Origin of the sequence: Bacillus cereus group sp. BceL220 (genome assembly GCF_051776965.1) — a bacterium.
Classification (GTDB): domain Bacteria; phylum Bacillota; class Bacilli; order Bacillales; family Bacillaceae_G; genus Bacillus_A; species Bacillus_A cereus.
The window spans coordinates 169,921-191,758 of record NZ_JBPWBC010000007.1 but is presented as its reverse complement, the minus strand read 5'-3'; the positions used below and the strand labels follow the sequence as shown (position 1 = coordinate 191,758).

Below are 21,838 nucleotides of genomic sequence, written 5' to 3'. Positions count from 1 at the left end.
GAAAGGGGAAAAGCAGAATGGCAGAAATTAAAATTACACCTGAACAACTTGATCAAATCGCTGGACGCTTTACAAACGCAGCAGCTGAAGCTCAACAACAAATCAATAACCTAGGAAATGAAATTCAGAGTTTAGAGGGACAATGGTCTGGGGCAACACAAGATAAGTTCAGAGCGAACTTTGAAAGTGCTAGACAAGAAATGCAAAAATACATTCCGATTCTAGAACATATTTCTACTGATTTGAAAAACATTGCTACTAACTTCCGTAACGCGGATAGCTCATATTAATAGCAGAACAATTGCAAAAGACCAGGAGCTATTGTTCCTGGTCTTTTCTTTAAAAATCGTCATATGAGAGCAAGGGGATAAAATGGGATTCAGGCCAGAAGTAGGAGAAAAAATTATTTTAAATAAAGATGCGTATCATTTTTCAAAGCATCCAGCAGTTATGGGAATTGATATGCCATATGGGCAAGAAGGTAGACAAGGAACGGTATATCAGCTACAACATGAAAATAGTGTAGAACGAATAGCATTAAAAGTTTTTAAGGAACGCTATCGTGATGAAAAACATCAATTAGTATTTTTGAAACCACTTTCTTCCTTAGCGGGTCTTAAAGTATGTTCACGCTACATTGTTACAAAAGAAGAACATACATCTGTAATTGAAAAGTCAGAAGATCTTGCGAATAGTATTGTGATGCCTTGGATTGAAGGGCCAACTTGGGCTGATATTTTACAAGAGCAACGAATGCTATCAAAGCAACAATGTTTTTTTATTGCAGAGGCATTTCTAACAACACTTAAGATAATGGAAGAAAATGAGATTGCTCATAATGACTTGTCATCTAGTAACGTACTAATACCTTTTCTAAGTGAAAATCCTATTGAAGGTCAACACCGTATTGAGCTTGTTGATGTTGAGCAAATGTATGGCCCAAAAACGAAAAGACCTTCATTATTGCCAGCAGGTTCAGCGGGTTACGCACCAAAGTATTTGACAAGTGGAGTATGGCAAAAAGAAGCCGATCGATTTGCTGGTGCTATATTATTAGGAGAAATATTAAGTTGGTGTAGTGAAGAAGTTCGAAATAAAAAATGGACTGATGCAAGTTACTTTAAAACGGAAGAAATGCAGACAGAATGTGAAAGATATGCATTACTTCAGCAAGTATTACATAATCAATGGAATGGGGAAATTGCACAGTTATTTAAGCAGGCATGGAATAGTAAAACTTTTGCAGAATGTCCAAGCTTTGCACAATGGCACGATGCATTTAATAGTGCAAGAGAGATAATAAAAATTGATACAGAAAAGCAGTCAGAACAAGAACAGTCTCTTTTTGTATCGAAATGTTTGGAAATTGCAAGATTATTAGAAGAGAGAGGATTTAAGCAAGCGGCATTATATGAATATAAAACAATTTTCAATTCACTTAATCCATCAACTGCTCTAAAACAAGAACTCGCATATATCATTCAAACAATAGAGAGTCAAGAGCCTGGAATAAACTCAAAAAAGGTGCTACAAAGTTATTTGGAACTAGCTACTGAATTGGAGAGAGAAAACAATGCAGAATTTGCTTGTTTCGTCTATTCACGAATCGTACAATTTCCAAACATTGATCATGCGTTAAAAAAGGAAATTGAAAGCATTATTGAGGAGATAAAAGAAGAACAAGAAACATCATTTACGGAAGCAGCAGCTACAATTACAGTTCCAAATAGCATTCTACAGAGCCGAAAACAAACAAAAAAACAAGTTGAATATGATATAGATGATGAAATTTTAAATGCAAAAGCATCGAATCAACCTCTTACATTAACGCATGAACAAAAAGAACCGTCTGCCTTTTCAAAATGGTGGAGCAAAAATAAAAAACGTATTTTGATCATTGGTTCAATTACAATTGTCGTTATAGGTGGTGCTACGGCGTATTACTTCTATACAACGAATGCTAAATATCAACACTTTATGGAACAAGCAAGGCAAGCCTATCATGATAAAAAATATAAACTTGCAGAAGAGGCTGTTGGTCATGCAATTGCAGTGAAAGGAAAAGACGAAGCGCATCTTCAATTAGCAACAATTTACGTTGCTGAAGGAAAGAATAAAATTGCAATCGACTATATTACCAAATTAATAAAGGATAGAGAAATTGATAAAGAAAATAATGAAGCTGCCTATTTATTAGCTTCAGCAAATTTCCGCATTGGAAAATATCAAGAAGCAGTTCCGAATTTCGAACAAGCATTAGCGAATAATGCAAAAGGAATTGAACCGTATAAAAAAGATGCAATGAGAGATTTAGCTGTAAGTCATATGAAGATGAAAGAATTTGAAAAGGCGGAAGACGTTATCGTCAAAATGAGCACGAAAACAAATGAAGATAAGGCGATTGTTTCGTATTTAAAAGGACAACTAGCTACGGCAACTGTGCAGTTAGACAAAGCTGAATCGTTCTTTAAAGAAGCTATTACACAAGATTCAAAGAACGCTATATATACAATTGAACTTTCAAACTTATATGTGCTTTGGAATAAAACAAATTTAATTGATAGTGCGAAAAAAGAGGCGAATTATCAACAAGCATCTCAAGTATTACAAGCTGCAATCCAAAAGGATATGAAAAATATAGAGTTACTAAATCAACTAGGAATTGTATATTATGAAGCTGGTCAATTTTACGAATCGCGAGATGGTGGAAAAAGTAATGCTGCGTATCAACAAGCATTAGAAGCTTATAATCGAGTTGTCAACAGTGGGACCCGAGATACAAATACACTTGTGAATATAGGGATTTTATACGATAAAGTGGGACAAGGAAATGAAGCCGAGAAATTTTTCGCAGAAGCATATTCGCAAAATGATGAAGATCCACATGTGAATTTTGCATTTGGGATGTTCAAAATTAAACAAAAAAAATATGAAGAAGCGAACCGCTTCTTAAGAAAAACAGTACAAGCAAATGAAAATGAAGCTGAAGTAAGAGCAGCACAAGAAAAACTAACAGAAATGAAAACAAACGGCTGGATTCAATAAAGATGGGAAAAGGGGAAAATGCATGGAAGAGAACAATAATAATTTAGGGAAAAAAGTTGCTATATCAGTAATGTCAGCAGCTTTACTTGGAACATCAGGATATCTTGTGTATGACAAAGGATTTAGCACAGCAGGAAGAGAAACCGTAAAACTAGCAAGTAATACAGAAGAGAAAAAAGATGATCGTATTACAGGAAGCAATTTACAATCTATGTTCCCAAATTTAGTTGCTGATCCTGCAAAAAAAGATGACAAACCTGGCGAAAAACCAAACGTTAATTTAGCAGACCTAATCGGAAATAATAAATCACCAATTACACCAGTGACGTATAAGCCAGATGATGTGTCGGTGGAAAAGAAAGATCCACTAATCAAATTATCAGATGCACCAGCGCCACAAAAGCCGGAACTGCCAACTAATATGGGTGGTCCTATGGTGGAGCCGAGTAAAAATTTGCCGGATAGTTTGGTGGATACGGGTAAAACACCGGGTGATGGAAAGACGCCAGGTGGCGATAAAGAACCAGAGAAACCAAAACCAGGTGATGATAAAGAACCAGAGAAGCCAAAACCAGGTGATGATAAAGAACCAGAGAAGCCAAAACCAGGTGATGATAAAGAACCAGAGAAACCAAAACCGGGTGATGATAAAGAACCAGAGAAACCAAAACCGGGTGATGATAAAGAACCAGAGAAACCAAAACCAGGTGATGATAAAGAACCAGAGAAACCAAAACCAGGTGATGATAAAGAACCAGAGAAGCCAAAACCAGGTGATGACAAAGAACCAGAAAAACCAAAACCACCAGTTCCACACGATCAAATTACTGTATCCCCAATAACTGGAGATATTTTGGTGGAGTGGTATGCTGGGAATGGAGAAAGGTACTCGTCGGTATTTTTCAATGATTATTATGATAAAGGACAAAGTTCTGATACATTGAATAATAGGGCTGAATATTCCAAGGAAAATAAAGAGTTAACACTTATATCTCAATTGAATACATCTTCAAATGCAAAGACAATTGCTGATGATAGATTAACATTGGACAATTTGGGAGAAATTTTAGCTAATAAGGAGAATTATTCGAATCAAAGTGAATTATTTTATTTACGTAACCAAATGAATACACTTAAGAAAAAGGATAAAACACAACAAGAGTTACAAGCATATTTAAATGAAAATAAGAAAGAGTATATTCAATCTGTCGCAAAGTTAGTATACGATAAGGCTGTACAAGAGGAGAATGTTTGGTTAAATAACCCAAATGATATAGTTTCTTTAGAACAATCTTTAAGTAAATATTACTTAGTTACTTCGGTGCTTGAAAGTGTGGATCCTAAATTAGTAGAGGCTGTAAATCAACGTGTAGAAAAGATTTTCTACAAACTATTACAAGAAGAATTAAAAAATATTAACATTGAAACACCAGTAGTGACATCTAAAAATGATACAAAAGAAAACGTAAATCCAGAGAAAGCAACTGCAACTAGCAGTAATGGAGGACAAGCGGTTAAAGAAGATAATACGAATAAAACTGGGGCGTCAAAAATAGCTAGTGAGAAAGAGCAAAAAGATCAATTAATTGAAGCTAATAAAAACAACAAAGAAAATATGAAAGAAGTAAATCATAAAGACACAAATAGCAATGATACAGATGGTCAAATGAAACCAGAAAAACCAGAAAAACCAGAAAAACCGGAAAAACCGGAAAAACCAAATCCGATCAATCAAGCGATTGAGCAAATTGAAACATATTTAAATCCTGAAAGTCTAAACTATGAAAATGCTTTACTATTAGCAAATCAATGGATTGATGTCGCAAAAGATCAACCAAAAGAAAAATTAAATCAGCAATTTAGTATAGCTGTAGATGGACTTAGAGGACAGATGAAAGACCCTGAACTTTCAGTGGAAGATGCCTTAAAGAAAGCAAACCTATTAGCAAGTACGGCAAGGGTAGAACAATCTGTTCGAGATGAAGCAAATAAAATGTTAATGCCACTTATGTTTGAAAGAAAAGCAAATGAGGCTGCAAATAAAGGAGAATATTATACAGCTGTATTGAATATTGCCAATGCAATTCGCACAAACCATCCATTGGAGCGCTCCAGAGAAGAAATGGTGAATTATGCAAATAAACTATGGGAAAAAACAGAAGTCGAATGGGAGCAAATCAATGGAACACCAGATTGGCAAGAAAAGGCTGAGAAAACTGTACTTCCATCGTATACATTATTGGCACAGTTGAAAGATATCGATAAAACAATTGAAAAAATCGTTGGTATGAGTGTTATTGACAATGCGTCGAAAAAGATGGAGGGAATCCAACTAATAGAAGTAGCAAATACAAAAGCGAATCAGAACGGAAAGCTTTACGAAGCTTTACACTATTATGGACAAGCTTCCTATCGTGGGGTTAATGATAAAAAAGGATTTTCGGATGTCGCAAATCGCGTATTAAAAGAAGGGGGGAAAATTGAAAAGAGTAATTACCTATCAGCTTTAGAAATCTATCAAATTCTTTATAAAACACCGGGGATTGAAATGACTGGAGTGAAAGATAAAGCAAAAGTTGCCATTGAATATTTAAGTACATTTGATGCTGCTAATAAAAAGGCTACTCGTATAAACACTATTGAAGATTTAGCATCAGTAGTTGAGCTAACTCATCAAGCGATGAACTTAGGATATCAGCAGGCACCTGCAAAAGAATTTATGAAAGTTGTCTCTGAAAAAATGTTACAAACAGGTAAAGGGTATTTAGACAAAAATGACAACAATAATGCATATAAATGTTTTGAGTTTTTAACTCGACCACAATATGCAACAACGATTGATGGAGAATTGCGCCAAAAAGCAATGGAGAATTTAGAAAAAGTAAAAGCTATGGATGCTCAAAAATAAGTAGATAATAAGTTCGCCATCTTATTTCAAGTAAGATGGCGAATTTTATTCCAAATAAGGAGTGAAAGTTAATGAGTTTACTAGAAATTTGTCCATTAGATGAGGCGTTAGTGGAAGCTTTACAGAATGAAGAAAAAAGAGTTCGTTTCTATGAGATATTACAGAAATCAAATTTGTACGTTGTTGCTTCTGTAGAAGGAGATACAACTGTAGATGAAGAAGGGAATTTGATTTCAACTGATAATACACAATTGCAAATTCATTATTTTGAAATGGAAGAAGGATTAATGTTACCACTGTATTCTGATTTGAAACATTTAGAAATGGTTATTCCAGAAGAATGTCCGTATGTCTCTATGAATGCCATTGAATTATTAAAGACGATAGATTTAGAGGCAAATGTAATATTAAACCCAGGAACAAAATTTCAAAAATTATTTGTAAAGGAAGAAATTGAAGCGATTTGTGATAACAGTATTTTTGATGTTTTTTCTAAAGGGAATAAGTAAAAATTGATGCAGTTCTATTTCTTTTTGGTATAAAATAGAGGAAGGTGGGAGAAGGTTTGGAAATTAAGGTCAAACCTGAACAACTCGAACAAATTGCCAAAAACATATCAGAGATGCAAACACACAGCCAGACCATACAATAAAATCTCAATCAATCTATGTTTAGTATTCAAATGCAATGGCAAGGAGCAACGAGTCAGCATTTTTATGGGGAATATATGAGATCAATGAGACTCATGGAATCTTACATACGTAACTTACAAGTTACAGAAAAAGAATTACGGCGTATCGCTCAAAAGTTTCGTCAAGCAGATGAAGAATATCAAAAGAAACAAAATGAAAAATTGAAAGAAACCCATAAAAAAGAAAAGAAACATGAAAAATCATGGTGGGAAAAGGGAATAGAAGGAGCAGCTGAATTCATTGGAGTAAATGATGCAATTCGTGCAGTTACCGGTAAAGACCCTATTACAGGAAAAGAATTATCATCAAAAGAAAGACTCATCGCCGCAGGATGGACGCTCCTAAACTTTGTTCCTGTTGGAAAAGTGGCAAGTCTTGCTGGAAAAGGAATAAAGTATGTCGCTTCTAGCTTTGGGAAGACGATTGTAAAAGCAGGAAAAGGGCTAGGCGAAGGAATATCAATGGTGGCTGGAAAAGCTGGAAAAGCAGCTGTCGATGGCATAAAAACAGCCAGCCACAAAGTAAAAGAGGGTGTAAACTTTGTAGCCTCCACAGCAAAAGGATTTGCCGACAAAATCGGCAATCTATGGAACAAAGGTGCCACAACCGTAAAAACAACTTTCTTGCAGGGGAATGAAAAGATCCAGCACGCAGTAAAAAAATTACTGGAATACAAATGGATCCCAGGCGAGGGAAAAGGCTTCGCCATGGCTGGAGTAGGAAATGTCTCAGGAGGACAGTATTCTCTGAAAGAGGCTTATCAGTATATGGAGAGTAAGGTTGTTAAGGGTACGGGTGAAGGTAGTAAGATAGAGAATATATCTAAATTAACTACAGAAGATATCCCGACTGCAAAAAGTGGCAAATTTAATGATTTCTTTAATTCTCTTTCTAGTGCAGAATTGGATGGATTATGGAAAGATAAAAAGATTAGAAAGAAAATTGAACGTCAGCTTAGAGAACCTGGTGGTTTACATGAATGGCATTTAGTATCGAGGGCTCCACAATTCAAGTTTTGGGATATAAGTGCTGAAAAAATTAAAGATTTAAGAACAGCAATATCTGATGTTAAATTTGTAAATCCTAAAGGCGTTCATGGGGGATTAGGTTCTACAAAAGCACATAATGAATTATTGGCAATTATTGATACATCAAATGACTATAACACATTTATTAGAAGACTTAATAATTGGGCTTACTATAGATTAGAGGGTGGAATTTCATCATTGCCAGAAGGATTAAGATTAAAATAGGGGTGTGTTATTTATGGAAAAGCAAGGAATGGTTTCAATATGGTTAGGTAATATTAAAACACAAAACCAGTTAGAGAAATACGTCAATTTAACATACGATGAAGACGGAGAGTCTGTACCTTCTAAATTTTTTGTAGATTTCAATATTGATATGGATGAAACAGATGAGGATTTTATTGAAAAAGCGGTATTAGAAGAAAAGAGTGATAATATCTCTGCTTTATTAGAGGGGTGTTCATATGAGGAAATTATACTACCTAAAATTAGAGGATATGTTAACGTAAATAAGTTATATAACGCTGTTATTTTAATTTACAATTTTGAGTACGAGAACCTAGTTAACTCTTTTGAGGATTTTGATTATATTACTTCTACTAGTTACTTACAATAGTAATTTTTTGATTGAAATTTGAATAAACTGTTGAATAGTGAAGAGCGTTAATCTTATATTAATTTGAAACCTTGATGGGCTATATGCCTCTCAAGGTTTTTATAATTTTATGTTAAAATCAAAAGCTTATAGTAAAAAGAAAAGTGCATGGGATTGGTTACAATGACTTTATAAGTATTGCAACTACACTTACTACTTGATATATACTTTACATAAGAAAATAAAAAAGCTCGTGGTGTTAAAGTTTAAATATACATTAGCACATATACGAATGGAAAATAAAGTACATGTGAAGTGGATAGAAAAAATAATAGGGTGTTTGAGAATACGTACTCCATGATGGTTGTACCATCATGGAGTACTATGTGCAATGATAGAATAGAAAAGGAAGTATGAGCTTAGGCGAGATGACATTTTACATGGCGATGAATATAGACATATGGAATGTATATTAAACTAATGAACTCGTACAAACTCGTAAGTTTTAACGTAACACTTGTTGCGACATGTAAAAGGTGTCATACTTGTACTACAAAACTTACAAATTTATGCTACTTAAAAACATATGAATTTAAAGCACTTGATTGTCAATTAAAGGCAATAAGTGCTTTTTTGCGTTTTAGCATAGAAATTTAAAAGAGCATTATAATTTTATAAGTGCATTAAGTGTTAAATTTTTATTGTTGTTTTATAGATTGTAATGGCTATGTACAGTGTACGACGATAGTAGAGGAAAAAATAAAGGGTTGTGTTATTTTTTGAAGTCATCGTAAAGTACGTTTTAACGGATGGACGTTATGCATACGTTATCCGCAAAAAACGGGTAAACGTTACAGGGACTTTAATTGCTGTAACGGGAAGGGGCTCAATATGGGAGAGAAAGTAGTTGGTTATGTACGAGTTTCAACGGAAGGACAAGTGCGTGAAGGGTATAGCCTAACGTATCAAGTAGAAGAAATTGAAGGGTACTGCATCGAAAATAAACTACAACTGCTTCACATATACGAAGATTAAGGAATCAGCGGAGCGAAAGTAGATGAAGATGGATTAACAGTTGAACGTGAGGGATTAGAAGAGCTATTGTCGGATATGGCGTAGCAACAAGTGAGTCAAGTTGTTGTACTAAATACATCTCGTTTATGGCGCTCAGACATGGCAAAAGTGTTAATACAACGAGAGCTAAAGAAATATGAGGTAGATGTGAAAGCAATTGAACAACCAAATTATAGTATATACACGCATGACCCAAATGACTTTTTAGTAAATGGTATGTTAGAGCTATTAGATCAATATCAACGTCTTGAGATTGCATTAAAGCTAAGTCGAGGTAGAAAGAAGAAAGCAGAAAGCAGAACAAGGTGGATATGCGGGGGGCGGTGTGATGTTTGGTTATAGAGTAAAGAAAGGACAAAAAGTGTTAGAAGTAGATACGGAGAAAGCAGTGGTTGTACGTAGACTATTTGAGTTAAGACACTTTTTTAAACATTGGTCGCTGACTCAATTGGCAGAACGACTAAATAGGGAAGGGTATTGTACTGAGAAAGGAAAGTTGTTTACGAAAGTGCAAGTGAAACGTATGTTAGACCGAGAGAACTTTTATCGAGGGGTATATACATACGGGCAAATACAAACAATTGGGAAACATCCAGCAATTATTTTATAAATTCACTTAAAAAATTAGCTCATTTTACTATACATACTACTAGAGTTATGAAAAATGGATAGGCTTGCGTACCTATGCGCATCGGAAGATGAACGCTCGAACTAAGGTTGCCGACATTTTTATATATGACTAAATCATTGAATAGAGGGATGAGTTATGCATAATAGACAGAACTATTTGTATGTAGGAGTAGAGTTACATAAGGAGCATCATACGGCTGTTATTATTAATTGTTGGCAAGAGAAACTAGGAGAAATACAATTTGAGAATAAACCATCTGCATTTTCGAAGTTTTTATTAGAAGTAGAGACATATGTGAGTGCTGGGGTATCAGTTGTATTTGGTTTAAAAGATGTTGGTGGTTACGGAAGAGCGTTAGCGAAATATTTAGTAGATCATGAACAAGTAGTGAAAGAAGTAAATCCAGCTTTATCATTTTTAGAGCGAAAAAGCCATGTGACGACACAAAAAAGTGATAGTTGGGATGCGGAATGTGTAGCACGCATATTGGTAAACAAATTTAATCAATTGCCAGATGCAAAGCCAAAAGATTTATTTTGGTCGATACAACAATTGGTTTCAAGAAGGAATGCATTAGTAAAAGCACAAAGTGCATTAAAGAACCAATTACATATTCAATTAAACCACCATTATCCAAGTTATAAAAAGTTTTTCTCAGAGTTAGATGGAAAAACAGCATTAGCGTTTTGGCAGCAATATCCGTCACCCTCTTGTTTAGAGGGGGCAAATATAAAGCAATTAACAGCTTTTTTATTAGATGTTAGCAACAATACATGTTCAGTAAAGAAAGCAAGCGAAATATTAAAACTTGTAAAAGAAGATGGACATACAATGAAGGAATATCAAGAAACACGAGACTTTTTAGTAAGAAGTATTGTACGGGATATTGAGTTTAAAAAGACAGAAATTAAATACATCGAAAGAGAATTAAAACAGCTAGTAAAACTACTAGCTTATCAATTAGAAACGATGCCGGGAATAGAACTTGTGACGGCATCAGCATTAATTGCAGAAATTGGGGATGTAAGGCGATTTCCAAATGCCAACAAATTAGCACGATTTGCGGGGATTGCGCCTGTTTACTTTGGTTCTGGTGGGAAAGGTAAGACACACAAAAGCAAACAAGGAAACAGGGCGCTACACGCTTTATTTTATAATTTAGCAGTACAGCAAGTGCAAGTAGCAAAAGGCAGTAAGAAGCCACGGAATCCAGTGTTTCATGCATACTACCAAAAGAAATTAAAAGAAGGAAAAACAAAAGGACAAGCATTGGTATGTATTATGAGAAGGCTTGTAAACATTGTATATGGCATGATGAAATATAAAATAGCTTATGAGTTGCCGGTAGTGGAAGAAAAAGAAGTAGTTTAATAAGGTTTACATGGTTTGTTTTTTTGTTGTGAGGGTTTAAGATTACAACATAGGGTACGGGTGAAGTCAAGCATTTAGATGATATACCTAGGATAAAAGAAATTGAAGTGAAATTTAACTACAAAACAAAATTCGATTCAGAAGAATTTGCAAGACAGTTAAAGGATCAAGAAAAAGGTATGAATGAATTAACCGTACATGAATACCGGGAAAATCGAAATCGATTTATTGATAAAGGTAGGGCAATAGAAGGAAATGCATACCAGCAGGCAGCAAGAGAAAGAGCATTAAGAGATAAAATTGATGAGTTATTTGAACAAGGATTAACACTTAAAGAAGCAAAGACGCAAGCGAATGAATGGATGAAAACTCAAGCAGCACTTCATAATCCAGATCAGGTTGCGGGTGGAAGACCTGAAATAATAGGAGGGATGGGAGATAAGAGGGTTAATTTCTCTATAGGTAGTCAATGGCGGACTAGAATCAAAATTGTTGATAAACAAATCGAGGAAATAGCAAAAAACATGACATCAGAACAACTAAAAAATACTTATTTGAATGTCAAGTTAACACATTAAAGGAGGAAAAAAATTGCATAAATTAAAAATAATGAAGGAATTTAAACTGGAACAAAAAGTCCCTGAAAGTATAATTGAAAAATATTCTAATACACTTCCTGAATCATTAACTGATATTTGGAAAGAGTATGGATTTGGAACGACCTTGAATGGATTTCTTAGGTTAATTAATCCTGAAGATTATTTTGAAATTGTCAAAGAAACATATATTAGACACCAAAATACAATACCATTATTTACAACAAGTATGGGGGATATCCTTTTGCTTGAGAAATATGGTGATAAATCATATATTATTCAATTAAATTATCGTAAAGGGAAATCAAAAGTCATTGCTTCTAAATTTGAGCTATTTTTAAGGTTTCTTGAGGAAGAAGAATATTTAGAAGAAGACATGGAATGGAATCCTTATTCAGTAGCTATCCAAAATTACGGAATACCAACTTATAATGAGTGTTTTGGTTATGTTCCTCTTCTTGGATTAGGAGGGGCAGAAAAAGTAGAGAATCTGCAAAAAGTTAAATTGATTGAGCATATTTATTTAATTACTCAGTTTATGGGACCGATTGAATAAATAGAAAGAATAAATCATTGTAGACCAAGAGATTACTTAAAGGTAGTCTCTTTTATTTTAGATAATACCTATTGTAACACTATGGAGAAGAATTGGCAGAATCTATGATTCTTTTATTAGATTATATGATTTTGAGTACGATGGAGATATAGATGAAGTGAAATTTAATTTTAATTTATAAAGGATCAGTTGTATATGAGGAGTGGGATGAATAGTTTATAATAAATAATTTAAGAGGTTAAGCATATATGTAGATGAGTAAAAAATAAAGTATATTTGCAGTGAAAAGAAAAAGAATAGGCTGTTAGAAAGTACGTACTTCATGATGGTTGTACCATTATGGAGTACTGTGTGCAATGAGAGAATATAAAACGAAGTACGAGCTTAGGTGAGATGACATTTTACTAGGCGATGAATATAAACACATGGATTGTATATGAAACTAATGAACTCGTATAAATTCGTAAGTTTTAAAGTAGTAGTTTTTATGACATACAAAAGGTATCACATTTTTTACTGCAAAACTTACAAATTCATGCTACTTAAAAACATATGAACTTAAAGCACTTGATTGTCTATGAGAGGCAACAAGTGCTTTTTGCATTTTAAGATAGAAGAGAGGATAGTATAATAAATAATAAGTACATATGTTGTTTCAGCAAATAGTATAAGAAAATAGATTAGAAGGAGCAGCTGAATTCATCGGAATTAATGATGCAATTCGAGCGGTTACTGGTAAAGACCCTATCACAGGCGAAGAATTATCAACAAAAGAAAGACTCATCGCCGCAGGGTGGACCCTTTTAAACTTTATTCCCGTCAGGAAAGTTGCGAGCCTTGCTGGAAAAGGAATAAAGTATGTCGCTTCTAGCTTCGGAAAGACAATTGTAAAAACAGGAAAAGGGCTAGGCGAAGGAATATCAATGGTGGCTGGAAAAGCTGGAAAAGCAGCTGTCGATGGTATAAAAACAGCCAGCCACAAAGTAAAAGAAGGCGTAAACTTTGTAGCCTCCACAGCAAAAGGATTTGCCGACAAAATCGGCAATCTATGGAACAAAGGTGCCACAACCGTAAAAACAACTTTCTTGCAGGGGAATGAAAAGATCCAGCACGCAGTAAAAAAATTACTGGAATACAAATGGATCCCAGGCGAGGGAAAAGGCTTCGCCATAGCTGGAGTAGGAAAGGTCTCAGGAGGAGGACAGTATTCTCTGAAAGAGGCTTATCAGTATATGGAGAGTAAGGTTGTTAAGGGTACGGTTGGAGCTAATAACTTTAAATTTGGAGATAATGCTAAAAATCATTTGAAAAATGTTGAGAATATAAGCACTAAGAAAGGAGTTAGTGGTGGGCATAACATGGATGAATTTTACAATGCTTTGAAAAATCAGGGTGTTGATGTAGAAGACTTAATTATATCTAAAAAATCACATTCTTCAATTGAAGGGATTTATGAGATAGAATACAAAATACCTAGAAAAGATATGGCTGGAAATATTGCAGAACCTGTTTCGTATAAAAATATTAAGGAGCCTAAAACAATATACGATCCAGCAATGATTAGTGATGATAAGATATATCAGTGGGGAAAAGAAGCAATGCAAAAGGGAACAATAAATGGTAGGCTTGTTGAAGGTACTGCTTCAAATGGATTGAAGTTCAGAGGTTATTTAAATGATACTGGAGAGATAACTAACTTTTTCCCAATTCTAGACTGATATTATAAGATACAATGTTTATAGGAGGATAAAATGAATAGTAATTTTGAATTTATTGAAGATAAAGAGAAAAACGATGAATTAATGTCAATATATTTTAACTTTATAAACGGTAAGTACTTGGAAAGAGCTTTGAGTTTTTTTGTGAAAAAAGAGGGGTTTGGACAAGAAATAGTATTTGTTCATTTTCAGTCGGATTTAGATGAATTTGATATGTCACAGCTACCTATACCTTTAGATGATAAGCATGTGTTGGTTGAATTAGATTCTCCAGCTGTTGAGTCTGAACAACAAGTGTATTTGGACTTTGAAACTTTTTATAATTATTTGGAAGAACATGTGAAAAAAGAAGTGGAAAAAAATCCAGAAAGAAATGGATTAATGGATTTATTAGTGCAAGTTAAGCGTAGCTTAAATTTGTAATATCTTATAGCCATTTTACTAGATTCGAAGGGCAGAAAAAGAACTTTTTGAAGAACGCGTTTTTATTAGGATTTTATTATATTTCAATAAGGGAGATTGTCTGATATTGAATAAGTAAAGAGGAAGTTATAGATGAAGAAGACTTAACAAAAGAGACCTCATATTTGAGGTCTCTTTTGTTAAGTGTATTGAAAAAATCCCTAATTAAAAATTAGCGTGAGATCACAACTAAAAGGGTACGGGGAAAGTTGGAAAAGGGAATTCTGATCTACTTGATAATACCGGTAGGTTTAAAAATGCTGAGTTGCCAACGAAGTATGATGTATATTGTGAAAGGAAATACAACAATGGTGAAGCGCCTAAAGAGCCACTGGAGTGGAAAGAAGCAAGTGAAAAGTGGGCATCACTTAAAGAGCAGAGGCAAGAATTTTCTGATGAAAGTTTTAATCTATTTTCACAGCAGTATGAAAATGCTCAACGAGAAATAACCATTGTTACGCATGAAGGGACCAAGGTGAGAGTTGACGCAATTGCATCTGATGAATATGGGAATGTTATTATACAAGAATATAAAAGTTCCGCTACTGCTCCATATACTACTAATCAAGAAAAGGGATTCCCTGAATTGAAGAATTCTGGTGGGGCAGTCGTAGGTGAAGGAAAGGGAGATTTTTCAGGGGGATACGAAGTGCCTAGTGGAACACGACTGCAAATTGTTCGTCCTGAGGGGACAACTTATTTTGATGAATAAATGAGGTGAGAGACAAGTGTCGATATTAAACAAAAATAAGATAGATGGAATTGGCAAGAGTATGGGTGAAAATAAGTTAGCATTAATGATTGCAGATCATTTAGACTGGGAAAATGAACTTCAGCACTTAGCATTGTTACAAGATAAAATTAATGCCTATGTATCTTTTATTGAAAGTGGGCAAATCTATAGTGTATATCCGGATGCTAAGTTAGTAGATGGCTTTATATTTGATTTAAGATTTAAATATAAACCGACTGAAAATTGTAATAAATTATTAGAGGTTTTTAGGAAGAATACTCAAGATTTGAGGATTGAGTTTAAAACATATGAATCTTAGGTAGTTTGAATTGGAGATGTAAAATGAAAGCGAATAAAGTATTTGAGCGCGTATGTAATCTAATATCTGAAAAGTATTTAGATAATGGTTGGAAATATTCTAAGTCGGGTCATTGGATGAGTAAAAAAGATAAAAATTTCATTTATAAGGTATTCTTTTATACAAGTTGGAATAATATATCTGATAAAAATGTAGTATTTTATGGTGAATGCGCAATTCTTCCTTTAAAATCTAAAGATAAAATATTTCATATTAATACACGTCAGTGCAATGTACCAAGCAATCAGTTATATTGGAACATAGCAAATGAGGAAGAGTGGGAGCGGACAGTTAACGAATTCACCAATTGGTTAAATAGTGTATTTATGCCAATTGTAGAAAGGTGCACGAATGATTTGAACAACTTTGTAAAAGAGGTTGTTGAAAGGGGTTTTTATCCTCAAAAGGGTTATATGGTAGATATTAATTTTATATTAAAGCACGGGTCACGTGAATTGGCAGAGGAAGCTATCAAAAGATACTATGACAGTTTGGAAGAGTCAATAAAAAAAGAATTTAAAGATAACTATGAAAGTATGGTGTATGGTAATGAAGCAGTTAGTGCATATGGTAATAACATGATGAGAAATTACACCAATTTTAGAACTATCATAGATAATAAAATACGTGTTACTTTATAGTACATCAAATGGTTTGACTTAGTAAGCGATAATTGGTAATCCAATTATCGCTTTTGGTTTTAAATAAGGGTACGGGTAATAATTCTTCGAGTAAGGATGTTTATGGACCTTATTATGATGAGGCAAAAAAATTACACGAAACTAACCCTGATTGGTATCCTAATCCTGATGAATCTACCCTAGTAAAGGGTAAAGGGTAAAGAACTAAAGGAAACAAGAGCAGACTATCAAGCGTTGGTTAGAAGAGGGGAACTTGAAAAAGGTCACCATGTACAAGGTTTATCTTTTGGGGAAGAGAATGTAAGTTCAAATATAAAGAATACAGGAGAATCGACTATTCGTCGAGAGCAAATTGATGATTTGAATTTGAATTTTTATCATGAAATGGGTTATGGTAAAGAAAATGCTAAGGTACTAAAAATACATGAGAATGAAAAGGGGATTATTGTATTTGGTAATAATCCACAACATACTGAGGTTACTGTTTTTCAAAATAAAGTTCTGAAATGGCAACGAGAAAATGGAAAGAGATAATTTAATGAAAGTAGGTGCATTTATGGGAGAAACGAGAAATCTTATGAATAGTATATGGTTTGGAGAAAAAACAATTTTAGCTAAATCGGAAATAAAAGAAAAAATTTTAAAATCTTTAACAGAAACGGAAGTTTTATTTAACTTAATAGAATTATTTAAAACGGGGGATTTTACTCAAAAACCACTATTAGTTCAATTAATGAATCAGACTAAAGATGAAGCAGTTCTGAATTTATGTATTAGAGTATTTTTATCTGTCGCAACACATGAAGACTTAAGGGATTCAAATAATCTCCGTTTTCTTAGTGAGGTAACTGAAGAAACAGTAGACACTTTTGCATCAGCAGCCACAACCTCACTTTCTCTTGAGGTAATTCCATATTTATTGGCTTTACTTGAAGAGTGGGAGGAATTCAGTGATACACCTACTATTATAAGAGATTCAATTGATTCCTTTATTAATTTTGAAGATCAAATTGGTGAAGATGCAACTATAGATGAAATTGGAAATTTTTATTTTAAGTATTGTCAGGAGAAGGATACAAATAGTTATTATTTTCAACAGAATTTAGCTTTTCCTGAAGACTTAGCTAAAAAATTGATTCAGCGGGTTATGATTGCTGCTGATAATGAGGAGCAATTAAAAATGGAATTAATACCATCTTTATTATCAATTTGGACTGGTGAAAGAGTACCTGCGGATTACAACACTATTATTAGTGCAAGTAATTATAAAGATTTTATTGACTATATAAACGAACTTTCAAGTGAAAACTGGGAAAAGGGACAAAAATATTTTTATGGATATAAGCTTTAACTATAATAACCTATGAAAAACAAAGTATATGTGAAGTGGATAGGAAAAAATAATAGGGTGTTTGAAAATACATACTCTATGATGGTTGTACCATCATAGAGTATTATGTGCAATGATAGAATAGAAAACGAAGTACGAGCTTAGGTGAGATGATATTTTACTGGGCAATGAATATAAACACACGGTATGTATACTAAACTAACAAAATCGTACAAACTCGTAAGTTTTTACATAGTAGTTGTCACGGCATATAAAAGGTGCCATACTGTTTACTGCAAAACTTACAAATACATGTTACTTAAAAACATTTGAACTTAAAGCACTTGATTGTCAACTAAAGGAAACAAGTGCTTTTTTGCGTTTTAGGATAGAAATAGGTAGACACATTATAATTTTATAAGTGCACGAAGTATTAAATTTTTATAGATTGTAGTGGCGTTGTACAGTGTATAACGAGAGTGGAAGAAAAAATAAAGGGTTGTATTATTTTTTGAAGTCATCGTAAAGTACGTTTTAACGGAAGGACAAGTACGTGATGGACTACGAGCGCTATTGTCCGATATGGCGAAAGTATTAATACAACGAGAACTAAAGAAATATGAAGTAGATGTGAAGGCGATTGAACAATCTATAGTATTTACACATGATCCAAATGACTTTTTGGTGAATGGCATGTTAGAGCTATTAGACCAATATTAACGTCTTGAGAAATCTTTTTCGACAAAAAAATAATATATCCCTTGACAGTTACAAATATAACCGATATACTTCATATTAATTTCAAAAGAAAATATATTCTAAATATTAAAATGTGTTGAATAGGAGTAGTAAGGTCATGTATTTGTACAGAGAGCTATGGGTTGGTGCGACATAGTCAAATGACATCCTGAACTCGCCTAGGAGCAGTAAGGTGGAACGGAATCACATTCTTAGTAAATCTTAACGGTTAACCTTCGATATTAGGTTTGTAATCAAACGATTACTACTAAGGTGGATTCATAATGGAATCAATAAGGGTGGTACCGCGTTAAGTAAATGGCTTAGCGTCTCTTTAAATAGAGATGCTAGGCCATTTTTTTATTATATGGAAGAAGAAATGGAGGGTTTATTTGGATAGGTCTATAAAATTTATTTATTTATATAAAAAGATTTAATTAGGAGGAAAATGAGATGAAACAGACGGAGCAATGGACTTCGAAATTAGGTTTTATAATGGCAGCAGCCGGATCAGCAATTGGACTTGGTGCGATATGGAAGTTTCCTTATATCGCTGGGAAGAGTGGGGGAGGAGCGTTCTTTTTAATCTTTATATTATTTACTGTTTTAATTGGACTACCGCTACTTATAGCTGAATTTATGATTGGACGCAGTACGCAGAAACAAGCAGTTGGAGCATTTAAAAGCATCGCACCAAATACAGGATGGCACTGGATCGGACGCCTTGGCGTTGGAACGTGTTTTATACTACTTTCGTTTTATAGTGTTGTAGGTGGATGGGTATTAATTTATTTATTCAGAGGAATAACTGGACAACTGATTACTCCAGGACAAAATTACGGTGCGTTATTTACTGAAACAATTGGGAATCCCACTTGGGCTATTATGGGACATTTCGCTTTTATGTTCATTACGATATGGGTTGTATCAAAGGGTGTACAAAACGGAATTGAAAAAGCAAGTAAATATATGTTGCCAGCATTGTTCGTTTTATTTGTCGCTCTTATTATTCGTTCGTTAACACTTGATGATGCAATGAAAGGTGTGAAGTTTTTCTTACAACCAGATTTCTCAAAGATTACTTCGGAAAGTATTTTGTTCGCAATGGGGCAATCATTCTTTGCAATTAGTATCGGGATTTCAATTATGGTTACGTATAGTTCCTATTTAAATAAAAAAGAAAGTTTACCAAAATCAGCAATAACAATTGTTGGATTGAATTTATTTGTTTCTTTATTTGCGGGTCTTGCCATTTTTCCGGCCGTATTTTCATTAGGAATGGAGCCGACAGAAGGACCTGGATTACTATTTATCGTATTACCATCTGTATTTAGTCAAATCCCATTCGGTGGATTTTTCTTAACAGTATTCCTTGCACTATTTACATTTGCGACATTAACATCGGCATTTTCTCTACTAGAAACTGTTGTTTCAGCATTAGCAAATGGTGAACAAGAAAGAAGAACGAAACTATCATGGATCATTGGTTTCTGTATTTTCTTAGTAGGTATACCATCTGCGTTATCATTTGGAGTATGGAGTGATATTACGATTTTTGGAAAGAATATTTTTGATGCAGTAGATTTCTTATCTAGTAATATATTAATGCCACTTGGAGCACTATTTATTAGTATTTTCGTATCATTCAAGATGGAAAAGAAAGTACTAGAAGCAGAGTTTTTTGTAGGTGGAAATTATGGAAAAAAAGTATTTACTTGTTGGGCATTTTTACTTCGATTTGTAGCACCACTTGCAATAATTATCGTCTTCTTAAATGTAATAGGGATTATTTAACATTGAATGTTATAATATTCAGTAAAAAAAGAAGATGGTGATGTTTATGGCGAATTTGATAGAAACAGGAGAGTATATGAATATTAGAGGGAAAAAGCTATACGTTGAAACACATGGAAATCCTAAAAATAAGCCAGTCTTATACTTGCATGGTGGTCCAGGAGAGAGTTGTTATGATTTTTCATTTCACCAAGCGGAACGTTTAAAAGATTCTTTATATGTAATTATGATAGATCAAAGAGGTGTTTGTCGTTCAGAAAAAATTACTGAAGGCGAAGCTTTTGGATTAAATGATTTGATTGAAGACTGTGAGGAATTAAAAAAAGTATTACAAATTGAGAAGTGGTCTATAATTGGACATTCTTTCGGTGGATATGTAGCATTGCTTTATGCGTCGATATATCCAAGTTCAATAGAGAAAATAATATTTGAAGGACCAACTTTTGATTTTGCATTAACAAGTAGAGCTTTGTTGCAAAAGACAGGGCATTTATTAAAAAAGTATGGAAAAGAAGAAGTAGCAGAAGAGTCTCTTGCTTATTCATCTAGCTATGCTAGTTCAGAAGAGTTGTTAGAAGCTTATATAAGATTAAGCGCTGAATTAGAAGAAAAAAGAATGGAGATTTACAATTATAAGGAAGATGAAACAGACTATAGTTTATATAGCGATGAAGAGTGGGAAGTATTTTCAAATCGCTCTCAAATTCATTTTGATAGATTAAAATTAGAGGGTGCATGTCATAAATCATTATTATATAAAATAAAAGAAGTACAGAATCAAATGTTATTAATTGTAGGAAAACATGATGTAGTAACGTGTGAAGAACAAATTAAAACATTTAATAAAGATGCCCGAAACGGCAAGTATATCGTATTTGAAGAGAGCGGTCATTCACCTCATTATGAGGAAGCAGATAGGTTTGCAGAAACAGTCATACATTTTTTGAAATGAAGAAAAGGGTGCTTCTATAAATGAGAGGCACCCTTTCTATATTTCTGGATATGTGATTGTGATGTTAGGCCACTTACTTTGCCAATTCTTTTTTATAACTCTGTTTTTGTACATATGTAATCGTTCTTTCGATTCAAGAAAATGAGCTGTTGGTCTCACTTGTAAGGAAAGGACATCTTCAATACCACATGGGGCTGTTAATATGACGTTGTTTAGTTTATCAAGTGTAACTCCTAAAGCCGTTGCTGTTTCAGGAAATTTAGAAATAGCATCAACAGAAGAAGAATATGGTGGCATATTATTCACTACATGCATACGAGCTTGATTTTTTACAGACCAAGGGATAGTAGCATCAATATTCATTAATTTCGTTTCTAATGATTGTTCGTATATCTCATCTTGATGTAGACTATCATAATAAATTACATCAACATCAGGCATAGCCGTTTTAGCTTCATAGTCATGTAAAGTATCCCACATTTTAGAACGAACAAAGCCGGCACAAACCCACCAATCAGGTAACTCTAGTGATTTTGCCATTTGTAATACATTCATCATCCATTCGTCGTTTTCTATTAAGCGGATGATATCTTGTTCTGTTTGTATAGTCATTTGT

General features: G+C 33.8%; 18 protein-coding genes, 4 pseudogenes and 1 other annotated feature. Of the genes and pseudogenes, 21 read left to right on the top strand and 1 reads right to left on the bottom strand.

Going from position 1 to position 21,838, the window contains the following annotated elements; all coding sequences use genetic code 11:
- The first annotated feature begins 17 nt into the window (after positions 1-17).
- The 21 genes and pseudogenes from ACS2FK_RS19575 (at position 18) to ACS2FK_RS19475 (ending at position 21,222) form a co-directional block, all read left to right on the top strand.
- Entirely contained in the window at positions 18-290 is a 273-nt protein-coding gene (locus ACS2FK_RS19575; RefSeq protein ID WP_000807833.1) for a WXG100 family type VII secretion target, read from the top strand.
- Positions 291-372: 82 nt separating this feature from the next.
- The gene (locus ACS2FK_RS19570; RefSeq protein ID WP_000506911.1) at positions 373-3,045 is read left to right on the top strand and encodes a tetratricopeptide repeat protein; all 2,673 of its coding nucleotides are present in this window, start codon (positions 373-375) and stop codon (positions 3,043-3,045) included.
- Between the two features lie 22 nt (positions 3,046-3,067).
- Positions 3,068-5,953, top strand: coding sequence for a hypothetical protein (locus ACS2FK_RS19565; protein WP_063547147.1), 2,886 nt, complete (start codon positions 3,068-3,070; stop codon positions 5,951-5,953).
- A gap of 71 nt (positions 5,954-6,024) precedes the next feature.
- The gene (locus tag ACS2FK_RS19560) at positions 6,025-6,462 is read left to right on the top strand and encodes an SseB family protein (protein WP_029438092.1); all 438 of its coding nucleotides are present in this window, start codon (positions 6,025-6,027) and stop codon (positions 6,460-6,462) included.
- A gap of 56 nt (positions 6,463-6,518) precedes the next feature.
- Positions 6,519-7,898, top strand: a pseudogene (locus ACS2FK_RS19555) (WXG100 family type VII secretion target).
- Between the two features lie 13 nt (positions 7,899-7,911).
- Entirely contained in the window at positions 7,912-8,289 is a 378-nt protein-coding gene (locus ACS2FK_RS19550; RefSeq protein ID WP_000414798.1) for an immunity 22 family protein, read from the top strand.
- Positions 8,290-9,159: 870 nt separating this feature from the next.
- Positions 9,160-9,952 (top strand): annotated as a pseudogene (locus ACS2FK_RS19545) (recombinase family protein).
- Between the two features lie 156 nt (positions 9,953-10,108).
- The gene (locus tag ACS2FK_RS19540; protein WP_063547148.1) at positions 10,109-11,344 is read left to right on the top strand and encodes an IS110 family transposase; all 1,236 of its coding nucleotides are present in this window, start codon (positions 10,109-10,111) and stop codon (positions 11,342-11,344) included.
- 107 nt (positions 11,345-11,451) lie between these two features.
- Entirely contained in the window at positions 11,452-11,922 is a 471-nt protein-coding gene (locus tag ACS2FK_RS19535) for a polymorphic toxin type 15 domain-containing protein (RefSeq protein WP_000671527.1), read from the top strand.
- Between the two features lie 31 nt (positions 11,923-11,953).
- Positions 11,954-12,496 (top strand): T6SS immunity protein Tdi1 domain-containing protein, encoded by a 543-nt coding sequence (locus ACS2FK_RS19530; RefSeq protein ID WP_029948785.1) that lies wholly within the window; start codon positions 11,954-11,956, stop codon positions 12,494-12,496.
- Between the two features lie 701 nt (positions 12,497-13,197).
- Positions 13,198-13,293, top strand: a pseudogene (locus tag ACS2FK_RS19525) (pre-toxin TG domain-containing protein); the annotation flags it as partial.
- Positions 13,294-13,623: 330 nt separating this feature from the next.
- A complete protein-coding gene (locus ACS2FK_RS19520; RefSeq protein ID WP_043924782.1) occupies positions 13,624-14,214 on the top strand; it encodes a CdiA family toxin C-terminal domain-containing protein in 591 nt (196 codons plus the stop codon).
- A gap of 33 nt (positions 14,215-14,247) precedes the next feature.
- Positions 14,248-14,637 carry a hypothetical protein gene (locus ACS2FK_RS19515; RefSeq protein WP_001087573.1) on the top strand — a complete coding sequence of 130 codons (390 nt, stop codon included), beginning with the start codon at positions 14,248-14,250 and terminating at the stop codon, positions 14,635-14,637.
- Between the two features lie 304 nt (positions 14,638-14,941).
- Positions 14,942-15,388: a hypothetical protein gene (locus tag ACS2FK_RS19510; RefSeq protein ID WP_023521818.1), complete on the top strand. Its 447-nt coding sequence runs from the start codon at positions 14,942-14,944 to the stop codon at positions 15,386-15,388.
- Between the two features lie 16 nt (positions 15,389-15,404).
- Positions 15,405-15,728, top strand: coding sequence for a DUF6572 domain-containing protein (locus ACS2FK_RS19505; RefSeq protein WP_063547149.1), 324 nt, complete (start codon positions 15,405-15,407; stop codon positions 15,726-15,728).
- A gap of 23 nt (positions 15,729-15,751) precedes the next feature.
- Positions 15,752-16,408 (top strand): hypothetical protein, encoded by a 657-nt coding sequence (locus tag ACS2FK_RS19500; RefSeq protein WP_023521819.1) that lies wholly within the window; start codon positions 15,752-15,754, stop codon positions 16,406-16,408.
- Between the two features lie 234 nt (positions 16,409-16,642).
- Positions 16,643-16,942, top strand: a complete 300-nt coding sequence (locus ACS2FK_RS19495; protein WP_043924650.1) for a hypothetical protein — start codon at positions 16,643-16,645, stop codon at positions 16,940-16,942.
- A 4-nt stretch (positions 16,943-16,946) separates the two neighbouring features.
- Positions 16,947-17,759, top strand: coding sequence for an Imm47 family immunity protein (imm47, locus tag ACS2FK_RS19490; protein ID WP_043924651.1), 813 nt, complete (start codon positions 16,947-16,949; stop codon positions 17,757-17,759).
- Positions 17,760-18,314: 555 nt separating this feature from the next.
- Positions 18,315-18,455, top strand: a pseudogene (locus ACS2FK_RS19485) (recombinase family protein); the annotation flags it as partial.
- 109 nt (positions 18,456-18,564) lie between these two features.
- Positions 18,565-18,813, top strand: a binding site (T-box leader).
- 116 nt (positions 18,814-18,929) lie between these two features.
- Positions 18,930-20,270, top strand: coding sequence for a sodium-dependent transporter (locus tag ACS2FK_RS19480; protein ID WP_023521821.1), 1,341 nt, complete (start codon positions 18,930-18,932; stop codon positions 20,268-20,270).
- A 46-nt stretch (positions 20,271-20,316) separates the two neighbouring features.
- Entirely contained in the window at positions 20,317-21,222 is a 906-nt protein-coding gene (locus tag ACS2FK_RS19475; protein WP_078993358.1) for an alpha/beta fold hydrolase, read from the top strand.
- Between the two features lie 36 nt (positions 21,223-21,258).
- Here the strand turns inward: ACS2FK_RS19475 and ACS2FK_RS19470 are convergent, their stop codons facing one another.
- Positions 21,259-21,834 carry a nucleotidyltransferase family protein gene (locus tag ACS2FK_RS19470; protein WP_063547150.1) on the bottom strand — a complete coding sequence of 192 codons (576 nt, stop codon included), beginning with the start codon at positions 21,832-21,834 and terminating at the stop codon, positions 21,259-21,261.
- Between the last annotated feature and the right edge of the window lie 4 nt (positions 21,835-21,838).